Annotated in this window: 13 protein-coding genes; 5 read left to right on the forward strand and 8 right to left on the reverse strand. The window is 53.8% G+C overall.

The features are described 5' to 3' along the window. Positions 1–551, forward strand: a 551-nt coding sequence (gene thiE / locus L692_RS0126965; protein WP_025703067.1) for a thiamine phosphate synthase, incomplete at its 5' end; no start/stop codon positions are given. 142 nt (positions 552–693) lie between these two features. Here the strand turns inward: thiE and L692_RS0126970 are convergent. Then, the gene (locus tag L692_RS0126970) at positions 694–1635 is read right to left on the reverse strand and encodes a methylenetetrahydrofolate reductase (protein ID WP_025703069.1); all 942 of its coding nucleotides are present in this window, start codon (positions 1633–1635) and stop codon (positions 694–696) included. Between the two features lie 121 nt (positions 1636–1756). Then, positions 1757–2701: a nucleoside hydrolase gene (locus tag L692_RS0126975; protein WP_025703070.1), complete on the reverse strand. Its 945-nt coding sequence runs from the start codon at positions 2699–2701 to the stop codon at positions 1757–1759. A gap of 200 nt (positions 2702–2901) precedes the next feature. On the opposite strand from L692_RS0126975, the gene L692_RS0126980 reads away from it, so the two are divergent. Both L692_RS0126980 and L692_RS0126985 read left to right on the forward strand, forming a co-directional pair. Then, the gene (locus L692_RS0126980; RefSeq protein WP_025703072.1) at positions 2902–4224 is read left to right on the forward strand and encodes a DUF2252 domain-containing protein; all 1323 of its coding nucleotides are present in this window, start codon (positions 2902–2904) and stop codon (positions 4222–4224) included. Positions 4225–4243: 19 nt separating this feature from the next. Next, complete coding sequence (locus L692_RS0126985; protein ID WP_051503601.1) at positions 4244–5122, forward strand: LysR family transcriptional regulator; 879 nt, start codon at positions 4244–4246, stop codon at positions 5120–5122. On the opposite strand, the gene L692_RS0126990 is transcribed toward L692_RS0126985, so the two are convergent. The 4 genes from L692_RS0126990 to psiE form a co-directional block, all read right to left on the reverse strand. After that, positions 5119–5685, reverse strand: a complete 567-nt coding sequence (locus L692_RS0126990) for a UbiX family flavin prenyltransferase (protein WP_025703075.1) — start codon at positions 5683–5685, stop codon at positions 5119–5121. The two genes, L692_RS0126985 and L692_RS0126990, sit on opposite strands and share 4 nt — an antisense overlap. Positions 5686–5730: 45 nt before the next feature. Next, positions 5731–6450 (reverse strand): DUF554 domain-containing protein, encoded by a 720-nt coding sequence (locus L692_RS0126995; RefSeq protein ID WP_025703077.1) that lies wholly within the window; start codon positions 6448–6450, stop codon positions 5731–5733. Between the two features lie 24 nt (positions 6451–6474). Further along, the gene (locus tag L692_RS0127000; RefSeq protein WP_025703078.1) at positions 6475–7968 is read right to left on the reverse strand and encodes a UbiD family decarboxylase; all 1494 of its coding nucleotides are present in this window, start codon (positions 7966–7968) and stop codon (positions 6475–6477) included. A 191-nt stretch (positions 7969–8159) separates the two neighbouring features. Further along, complete coding sequence (psiE, locus tag L692_RS0127005) at positions 8160–8567, reverse strand: phosphate-starvation-inducible protein PsiE (protein ID WP_025703080.1); 408 nt, start codon at positions 8565–8567, stop codon at positions 8160–8162. Between the two features lie 224 nt (positions 8568–8791). On the opposite strand from psiE, the gene L692_RS0127010 reads away from it, so the two are divergent. Then, positions 8792–9001 carry a hypothetical protein gene (locus L692_RS0127010; protein ID WP_025703083.1) on the forward strand — a complete coding sequence of 70 codons (210 nt, stop codon included), beginning with the start codon at positions 8792–8794 and terminating at the stop codon, positions 8999–9001. 106 nt (positions 9002–9107) lie between these two features. On the opposite strand, the gene L692_RS32225 is transcribed toward L692_RS0127010, so the two are convergent. Further along, complete coding sequence (locus L692_RS32225) at positions 9108–9278, reverse strand: hypothetical protein (RefSeq protein WP_156940601.1); 171 nt, start codon at positions 9276–9278, stop codon at positions 9108–9110. Positions 9279–9633: 355 nt separating this feature from the next. Here L692_RS32225 and L692_RS0127020 point away from each other — a divergent pair, with 355 nt between their 5' ends. After that, positions 9634–10305, forward strand: a complete 672-nt coding sequence (locus tag L692_RS0127020) for a tetratricopeptide repeat protein (RefSeq protein WP_036725925.1) — start codon at positions 9634–9636, stop codon at positions 10303–10305. Positions 10306–10391: 86 nt separating this feature from the next. On the opposite strand, the gene L692_RS33345 is transcribed toward L692_RS0127020, so the two are convergent. Continuing rightward, positions 10392–10607 (reverse strand): hypothetical protein (locus tag L692_RS33345; protein ID WP_025703087.1); only part of this gene is annotated, 216 nt, incomplete at its 5' end.

Below are 10607 nucleotides of genomic sequence, written 5' to 3' on the forward strand. Positions count from 1 at the left end.
TAGCCGGAGGGGTTACGATCTTTCAGTTCCGTGAAAAAGGCGCGGGCGCGCTGACCGGCGAGGCCAAGATAAGCCTGGCGCGGGAGCTTCAGGGAATATGCCGCGCCCACGGCGTTCCGTTTATCGTCAATGATGATATCGAGCTGGCGATAGAGCTTGACGCCGACGGCGTGCATGTCGGTCAGGACGACGAGTCGGCGCGGGTTCTGCGTGAACGGCTGGGGAGCCGCAAAATCATCGGCGTATCCGCGCACACGCCGGAGGAGGTCCGGCAGGCCATTGAAGACGGAGCCGACTATCTCGGAATCGGGCCGGTCTATCCTACATCCTCCAAAGACGATGCAAGACCGGTGCAGGGCACGGTTCTGATCCATAATCTGCGCACAGAAGGAATTGCCATCCCCATGGTCGGGATTGGCGGAATTACGGCGGAGAACGCCTCTCCTGTCCTCGCTGCGGGCGCGGACGGCGTCTCGGTCATATCGGCCATTGCCGGGGCCGATGATCCGCGGGTTGCGGCGGCAGCTTTTGCCCGGCTTGCCATACGGTAAGCAACGGCTCCTCCACCGGCAGCGAATAATCCCTCCGCCTCCATTCCGCCCCCTGTAGGGCGGGACACTTGACTCACAAAAAATGACATTCATCCCGTTTGGGAATGAATGTCATTTTTCCATGCGCAACAGCTTGTCCAGCCTAGATTACAGCGGCCGGGCTCAGCTTTTTATCCAGGATCGCTTTGATGTCTTTCACCAGTTGGACCGAGGCTTCGATTTCCACTTTCCTTGTCGACACGCTCTCTACACTGCATCCGACAGGGATTCCCTTTTCCAGTCCAAATTCCAGAAGCTCCGCAAAGATTTTCTGAGTCAGGCCTATCGACTTGTCCAATACATCACTGGAGTATTTCAGGTCGTTCTCCAGCCACTTCGGAATGCTGATGCCGAGCCATTTCATAAATTCAAGTGTTTTTGGGGAGCCGCATGGCGCAATGTTAAACAAGATGGGCACCATGTCCAGCCCGTTATCCGTGCAGTAATAATAATAGTCGGACAAGAAATTTTTCGAGGCCTCCACATCATAAGTTGCCTGTGATACGAAGAAGCTGCATCCGTTCTTGACTTTATTGGCAACGCGCAGATGCTCATCATTCTTGGTCATATGCCGTTCCGGAATGACAACTCCCCCGAGAGTCAAATCCCGGTTATGCCGCTTGCTTAACTGATAGGCTTCGGCCAAGTCCAATTTAACCTGCTGCTGGCTGGAGGAGCTGCCCACAAACACTGAATACCTGTCCCCAGGCTCATCCGACTTGATCCAATCCACCAATTGCGTTTCAGAATACTTCCCCACGCAGCGGTAAATAATTTTTGGAACGGACAATGAGCTTAGATATACATTGCTGTACGTGGTCGGATCAAGGGTCGGCAAATAGGGAAAAGGTCTTTCTTGTTCAATCCGGTCCGCTTCCTCCTGAACATCGTACAGAATCAAGGCGTCAATATCCAAATCCCGGATTCTCTCGCACTGCTTCTGTGAAATTTCCGCAAGCTTTTCCGGGGGATGCGTTGCCTTGGGCGGTGTCATTCCATATGTTAAAATGCCGGTCTTCCTGTTCCTGATCTTGTCTTTCAGCATATTCGCCACATCCTTAGCCTGCTAATCATTCAATTATATATAATTTAGCTTCCGTTTCTCAAATCCTTTGATCTCCCCACTTAAACAAGCCAATAGGCCGCAACTTATGTTACTATTTATACTATCGCTGCTTCAGGAGTGAAAATACCATCTCCCGGAACCGCTCAAGGTCCGCCTCAAGACACACCTCGGCGTTCGGCTCCTTCTTGAGAATGTTGTTCAGGTCGACAAGGCTGTAGCCTTTGGTCAGCTCGCTCTTGTGCTCCACGTCAATATAGTAGCGATTCGACCGGGCCATGACGCGGTTGTCGATCGCCATGGCGACCGTAAGCGTATCCGGATGAGACAGCCGCCGGAACCCGTGCTGCTTAAGCCCCCGCTCCATATTGGTGCGCAGCACCTTCATGTAGAAGCGGGAGAATTCGGTATCCATCGCTTCGATCAAGCGCAGCTGCTCCTCCGCCATGACCGGCTGCCGGTGGCACACATCCCAGCCGACCATCGTCAGGTTGAATCCGGCATGCACCACGATATGCGCCGCTTCCGGATCGACGAGGAAATTGAATTCCGCCGCCGGGCTGTCATTGCCCAAGAAATTATTCGCTCCGCCCATCACCCACAGATGCTTCAGCTTACCGGCAATGGACGGATCAAGCGAATAGGCAAGCGCCAGATTCGTCAGCGGCGCCTGAGCGATCATCTCGATCTCTCCGGGATGCTCGTTGATCAGACGGACAATCGCATTCGCCGCATGCTCCTCCCGGGGCTTCAGCGAAGGCTCGGGAAAGTTCGAGCCGCCCATCCCGTCGGGGCCATGCACATGCTCGGCGGTGAACAGCCCCCGCATCAGCGGCTTGACCGCGCCGGGGTAGACCGGCACATCCGGACGCTCCGCCGTTTCCAGCGTGGTCAGCGCATTGCGCGTGCACAGGTGCAGCGGGATGTTGCCCGCAACCGTTGTAATGGCCTTGACCTCCACTCCCGGCCAGCGGAGAGCCATCAGCAGCGCCGTACAGTCGTCGCCTGCCGTATCGGTGTCTATGATCAATATTTTACTATTTTCCATGAGATTCATCACTCCATCTGTCTAATTTAGCGTTACCTTGTCATCAAATGTGACATCTACTAGCACGAAATCTATTATTTTTTGCATGACCGATGCTTATTATAGCAAGGAAACTATAGTTTATAAACTTTTTTGTTTGAAATCCGAATTCATGTTAGATTATTTGCGACAGCTTCAAATTAATGCCAGGGAGGTCCCGCATGATCGACAAAAGCATTACCGAAGGCGTGATCCGCACACGCACAAAGCTGCGGCAGCAGACGCTGATCTCCATTTTTAATGAGTTTGACGGGAAGATTATGAAGCTTGACGAAGGCAAAAGAGCGGAGAAATACAGCAAGATGCTGCTGAGTCCCTTCTCTTTTTTCCGTGGAAGCGCCTATCTGTTCTATTTCGACGCCACAAGACAGTATTTCCCCTACCATTCCTCCCCGGACCGCCCAACCTGGATACAGGGGGATTTGCACTTTGAGAATTTCGGCGCCTTTCGGAGCGAGGACGGAGATCTGGTCTATGATGTCAATGATTTTGACGAAGGCTATGTAGGCTCCTACCTTTATGATCTGCTCCGGATGTCCGTGAGTATTGTGCTGGTCTGCCGGGAGCTTGGCTACACTCTTGAAGATCAATGGGACTGCGTTGAAACGTATGTGAAGGAGTACTACAGACAGATTCAAGCCTTCTGTGATGACAAGGACAATCCGGGCAAATTCAAGGTCGATGAGGATTCGGCAAAGGGACCGGTGAAGAAGCTGCTGCGGAAGCTGGAGAAACGAAAAAGCGCACATTTTCTCGAAAAAGTCACCTCTCTTGTGCAGGATGACCGGATATTCCTGGAGACGGAGGAGCTGAAAGTGCCCGGTGCGGCCGAGCAGAAGATGCTGGAGCACGCTTGGCCGTTCTATCTGGACACACTGAATTCCCGTAAAACCGAACCCGAACATTACAAAATCAAGGATATCGCGGTAAAGCACGGCTCGGGGACGGCATCGATCGGGCTGAATCGCTACTATATATTGATCGAGGGCGAAGGCCACGCGGGCGCGGAAGACACAGTGCTTGAGGCCAAAGAGGTGCGCGTCCCGATTCCGGCTTATTTCATGCCGTATTCCGAGTCGTTCTGGCATTACTTCGGGCATCAGGGCAAGCGGGTCACGGCGACCCAGCAGGCCATGCACCATAAAGCCGATCCCTATCTCGGTTTCTTCACAATGGACGACAGGCAATTCTATGTCAGGGAGCGTTCACCCTACAAAAAAAGATTAAAGCTTGAGGATATCGATTCGTTCGAGGATATGGAGCGCACACTTCTTCTGATGGCCCGGATTACGGCCAAAATGCACGCCAGAGCGGACGCCGATGTGAACAAAGGGCTTCTCCCCTATCACAGCGAGAAAGAAATCGCCAGGGCGATGGGACCGGACCCGGAGCTTCCAGCCCGCCATCTGTCTCATTGGGCCGCCGCCTATGCCGACCAGGTGGAGGCGGATTTCAAGCTGTTCAGGGAATGGGCGGCATTATAGATTCGCAGGGGTGATAGTCTTGCATATTCAGCAGTTGATCTATTTTATGGCCATTAAGAAATATCAAAGCTTCTCCCTCGCCGCAGACGAGCTGTGTCTGACGCAGTCGGCTCTCTCCAAACAGATCAAAGCGCTGGAGAACGAGCTGAACACGCTGCTGATCGACCGGAAGACCCGGCACATCAGCCTTACGGCGGCCGGAAGCGACTTTGCCATGTACGCGGAAAAGCTGCTGGAGAATTATAACGAAATGATTTCGAATATGAAAAAGCACTCGCTGCTGGAAAAAGGCTTCTTATCCGTGGCGGCGATCCCGGTGATGTCGCAGTACGGCATTACTTCAAAAATCGCTTCCTTCTGCATCTCATATCCGCAGATCCGATTGGAGATCACCGAGAAAGAAAATGATCTGATTCTTGGCATGCTCCGCAACTCGGAGGTGGATGTCGCGCTGATACGCGTCAACTATATTCCGGATGATCTGGTGCGGATGTATCCGCTGATGAGCGATGAGCTGACGCTTGTGGTGCCTGCGGCCCATCCTCTGGCGGGGCGTTCAGGCATCGAATTGAAGGATGCCGCTTCGGAAAAGTTCATACTGCTGAATCCCGCCTCCGGCATTTACCGCACCTGTCTGGAGGAATGCCAAAAAGCCCGCTTCACGCCCGATGTGCTGTATACGAACAGCCGGATCGAGACGATCATCGCTTTGGTAGCCGAAGGACTCGGCGTATCGCTGCTGATGAAGCGGGTTGTGGAATATTTTAAGCCGGAGGGCGTGAGCATTGTGCCGCTTAACAACCCGGCGGTCAGCACGTTGGCCCTCGCGGCTCCCAAGCATAAAGAATTGACCCCGGCGGCCAAAGCCTTCATTGATTTTGTGCGGCAGTCCGTCTAACCGGCGGCAGTTCCGTTCCACCGTTTGTCGTGCTTCAGATGAATCCCGAATTGATCGAGAATTTTCATGGCCTGATGGGTGATCAGGTCATCGATCGTTTGGGGATTATTGTAAAAAGATGGCATAGGAGGAACGATCCGGACTCCAATTCGCGCCAGCTTCAGCATGTTTTCCAGGTGAATGGCGTTCAGGGGCGTCTCCCTGGGAGAAAGCACCAGCTTTCTGCCCTCCTTCATCATCACATCGGCCGTTCTTGAAATCAGCGAATCGGTGAATCCCGAAGCGATGGCCGCCAGCGTCTTCATGCTGCAGGGCAGAACAATCATGCCGTCCGTTAAAAAGGACCCGCTCGACACCTTCGCTCCAAGATCGCGGTTATCGTACAGATAAGTTGCCAGCCCTTCCAGGTAAGACAGCTTGTACGTCGTTTCGACCTCCAGATTCGCCTTCGCCCAGCCGCTGATAATGACATGGGTATTCACCCCTTGTTCCCTAAGCATCTCCAGAAGCTTCACGGCATAGACCGTGCCCGTCGCACCCGATATACCGACAACGATATCCATTGCAGCCTCCTCTCCTGTCAGCTTGATTCTAAGTGGTCCGAATGATTATCCGACAAAATGGGTCCACAGCTGCGATACCGGCATCACCAGCAGCAGGGCGGGAAGCATGTTCGCTACCGGAAAAGACTTGATCCCGCTGATTCGAAACCCGGTGACCAGCATAATCATGCCGCCGCAGGCGGTGAAATCGGCGATCATTTCCGGCGTCACGACAGGCAGAATGAATCCCGCGCTCAGGAATAGCGCAAGCAGGATCACGAACTGCGGAATCGCGACCGTCATGACGAGATAGCCGAGCGCCGTGGCAAAAATGGCGGCGGTAAAAAAGTCGAGAAACGATTTGGAGATCAGTACAGTAAAGTCTCCGGTCATCCCTTCGTTCAACGCGCCGAAAATGCCGGTCCCGCTGGCGCAGAACAATACGACGATTCCGACGAATTTCTCCATAAAAGACTTGGAATCCAGGCTGCTTCCCCCGCCGGAGAACAAGCGCTCCACCGGTCCCCGGACCCTCTGGGCGCACCATTCGATTCCCTTCTCCAGCTTGATCAATTCCCCAATCGCGCTGCCGATGATCAGGGACAGCACCACCGGCGGCAGCATATGCAATTTGACAATCAGATTGACCCCCATCCCCATGGAAGCCGCGCCGAAGGTCAACGGCAGAGCAATGCGAAGCCGCTCCGGAATCTTCTCGCCCAAAAAGGCGCCTATCAATCCGCCTAAGAATACAGCCAAAGCGTTAACTATCGGTCCTACTGGCATGCTTATGTCTCCTTCATCAGCCGATTACTCGAACAGCGACGGCGCGAAGCGGCGCGCGTCCACTTCCTTGAACTCCGCTCTCTTGAAATGATCCTTCAGGTGGAAAGGGACGGTGCAATCGAAGATCGTCTTGCAGGAAACGCCCTTTTCACGGATGGTATGACTGTACTCCGGCGATTGCGAAGGATCAAGCGGATGGCAGCGTACCCCTGGAATAGTGATCGTGTCCACATCTCCCTGGTAACGGGTATTCAGTGCCCACAGCACATCATTCGTATCGAAAATATCGACATCCTCGTCGACCAGAATGACATGCTTCAGCTCCGAGAAAGCCGCGAATGCAAGCAGCGCCGCCTGCCGCTGGCGTCCCTCGTCGCTGGCGACGCTTTTCCTGAACTGCATCACGGCCATATATTTGCCTCCGCCGGAGGAATGGGCGTACACATTCAGCAGCTTGCCGGGCATCGCGTTCTCGACCATGCCAAGGATGCTCGCTTCCGTCGGAATGCCGGCCATGCTGACATGCTCCTCGCTGGGTCCGATCACGGTCTGCATAATCGGATTGCGGCGATGGGTGACCGCCTTGACCTTGATGACCGGCAGGGAGGGATTGGCAGGCCCCGTATATCCCGGAAATTCCGGCATCGCCTTGCCGGTATTGGTGTTCTGGTCCTCCCTGACGCGGACCCCCGGCAGCAGTTCCCCTTCGATAACGAACTCGGCGTTCGCAATCGCTTTGGCCTTAACGGTGAGGCAATCGGTCAGTTCGACCGCCTGGCCACGCAGGCTGCCCGCAATCGTCAGCTCGTCGAAGCCGAGCGGCGTTGTCGGCGGCTCGAAGCAGGCCGCAATCTCGATGGCCGGATCGACGCCGATGCTGATCGAGATCGGGAGCGGCTGGCCCGCCGCCTCCGCCTTCATGCGGAAGGCGTCGATATGGCGGCCGGGCACGAAGTACATCGAGATTTCGTCAGCACCCTGTACGCACAGGCGGTGAATGGTAACGTCGGACTCGCCCGTCTCCGGATCGGAAGCGTAGGCCATTCCGATGGTTATATAGGGACCCGCGTCTTCCTCCGTATTGGTCGGCGCCGGAAGAATCTTGCGGATATCGAAGCCCGGCTCATCCCCGCGGTATACGACTTCCTGGCATACGGCTTCTTCTCTAGGTATCGTCACGGGGGCGACCGGCGTATTTACCGCATCCTTCAGCAGAAAAGCAAGCTTCTCCGGAGCTTCGTTCAGCATCAGTCCAACACGCTCGCGGCTGGCCAGAAGGCCGATCAGCACCTGCACTCCTTCATACCCTTTCACGTTGTTGAACATCATAGCCGGACCAACGCGGGTAGGCCGCCGGACGGTTCCTCCGGCTCCGATATAGCGGTATACTCCGGACAGTTCCGCATGCGGATCGACCGGCTCGTCCGTATAGAGAAGTTGGCCCTGGGCCGCCTTCAGAATCTCAAGCGAGGAACGCAAGTCATATTTTGCCCTGACTGATGGGTTGACGGTTGACATTTTGACAATCTCTCCTTTTTTCGGCTGCGCAAGATGGTTACATTGTACCGTTTGAAGGAAAAGGGCAGCAATTCGGAATTGGATACACCCTATTCGCAAATGGAATAAACAACCGCAAAAAAAAGAACAGTCCCGCTTCCCGTATCCGGTAAGCGTTCTGTTCCAATTAAGCGGCGTATGCAGCCGTCCTGTCAGCTCTCTCTCTTGAGCAGCTTGCTGTTGGCGATATACAAGGTGATGACCAGCAGCAGAATGGCTCCCGAATAAATCAGTGTATCCGACGGGCTTTCATGATCAACAATAATCAGCCGGATCATCGCCGTAATGCCGATATAGACGAAGTAACGGAGCGGGAAATGATAATGCGCTTCAAAGTACTTGATAATCAGGGCAATGAACTCGAAATACAAAAAATAAATCAGCAGAGCCTCCAGCAAGTCCAGTTTGGTCAGATGCTCGCCGTCATTGATGAAGCCGAAGATGTAAATCGTCTCCTTGCCAAGCAGGATGACAAGGATAATAGCCAATACGACCAGCGCCGCGTTAAGTGCCCATTGCAGAATAATCGGAATATACGCGATATTATTTTTTGTCTTCACAAGATCACCTCCCGCCTGAAAGTTTCCACAAGTATAATGGAGAGTTCGCTTTCAAAGCAAGTTTCTGTTGGCTCGCGGAATCAGGAAGGCGCTCTGGATAGACCCTTTGTTCTGGCGGATGCTGCGCGGCCTATGGGGCAGACTGGCATTGCGGACGGTTCGATTGGTATACTTGTTGTACCTTTCACTTACTCCATTATTACGTTAAAAGGGGAACTTTATTTATGCCGATTAACCGACCTTTAATCACCGACCATGACTTTCAGGAGGCGATGGAGCGGCAGCTGCCTGTCCGCGTGTTCCAGAACGATCACCTGATCAATTCAGGCGCGACGGTAGTCCGCTTCACGGATACGGATGTTGTCATCCAGTCCAGAGTCAGCGACCTGACCTACTATTCGCGGAGAGACTGCGAGTTCTTCGAGGTCAGGTAAAATGATGCGGGGAACGGATCTTCCATTTTCCGTGCATGAATCAAAAGGGGCAGCAAAAAGCCGGCGTTCCGCTATCGCAGCAGGCTGCCGGCCTGTTATGATGAACTTATCGATTACGCTTATTCAAGCCTGCCCCGCCGGAGTTCATCTTCTCATTGAGGATGTCCTGAAAGCTCTGGCTTTTCTCATGGGCGGTTTCCCGCTTTTGGGCGACTGCCGGATGCGGTCTGAAATACTGCTGATCGAATGCCATAAGGTTATGTACGGTTAAGGTCACTGTCTTTGGCCTCCTTTAGTAATCGCTTCCTTCGCTTGTGTTGTTATTACCCGCCTTTTTCCAATTCCAAACATTTTTATATGGATAATCGGAAAAATAGTATCTATCCTCTGGCCTTCATCCTGCCAGGCGCCCCGAGTGACTCTGCGAAGTTGCTTTAATCTATAGACGCGCCGCAGCGTAGCAAGTTTCCTGGGACTCGCCAAAACCGTTCTTTCGGCCCACCCGGAGCCGACAAATGAACTACCCTGAATTGCAGCTTCCATTTTCTGCCGAGAAAAAGGATGTTATAATGCATGTGGATTGTTTACGCCCAGTTGATATTGACAGCAACACTATCTTTTGGAGGGGTATCATGCTTAAATTTATCGGTTTTATGCTTCTGTGGAATCTAGTGGGGAATCCGTTTCTCGCGCTCCTTATTCTGCTTGCGGTTGTGTATTTTATCGACCGCCGTTATGTGGGGATATTCCCGAGCATCGCCAGACCTTTTCGCAGAGCAAGACAAATCTCCAGACTCCGCACTCAGATCTCGCTTAACCCCAATGATGTTACTTCCAAGTTCGAGCTGGCCCGTCTATTGGCGGAACGGAAGAAATACCGGGAGGCGCAGGAGCTGCTGCTGGGGATTGAGGACCGCTATGAGCAGTCTGCGGAGTATTGGGTTGATCTGGGATATGCGAATCTGAAGCTGGGGCAACTGGAAGAAGGGGAGATCCAGATGCTGCGGGGACTTGAGATTAATCAGAGAGTGCAGTACGGTCAGCCTTATCTCCGCCTGGCGGAAGGCTTCCGTCACAGTGACCGCGATAAATCGCTGCATTATTTGCACGAGTTCAAGGAAATCCAGTCTTCGTCCAGCGAAGCGTATTATTTGCTTGGCTCGATGTACAAGTCACTTGGGCAGCAGGCCGAAGCGAAAGAAGCTTTTGCCGAATCCGTTGCCGTCTACCGTTCGCTGCCCAGGTACAAGAAGCGCCAGGAGCGGGGCTGGGCGCTGCGCAGCTTCTTCGGAAAAATAAGCTAGTCGTGTAAAATCCGTTGCAGAAACAGGAACCTCCGCTGCCTCGCCCGGGCATTTGCGGAGGTTCCTGTTCATTATCCGTCATATGGCTAGGGCCTGAAGCTGCGCAGCCAACCCGCCGCACCTGGAAAGGCTTCCTCCAGCAGAGTGCGGAACTGCTCTGGCGAGAGTCCCCCGGGATCGGCTGCGCTTAAGGTATGCTTGCCGATTACGCTGCCGCCGATGGCGATCTTGCCGACAGCGAGGCCCCCCAGCGCTATCTTCCCCACCGCTGCTCCGCCGACAGCAAGAACGCCTACGGCAGG

This window comes from Paenibacillus forsythiae T98, assembly GCF_000520735.1.
Taxonomy (GTDB): Bacteria; Bacillota; Bacilli; order Paenibacillales; family Paenibacillaceae; genus Paenibacillus_AQ; species Paenibacillus_AQ forsythiae.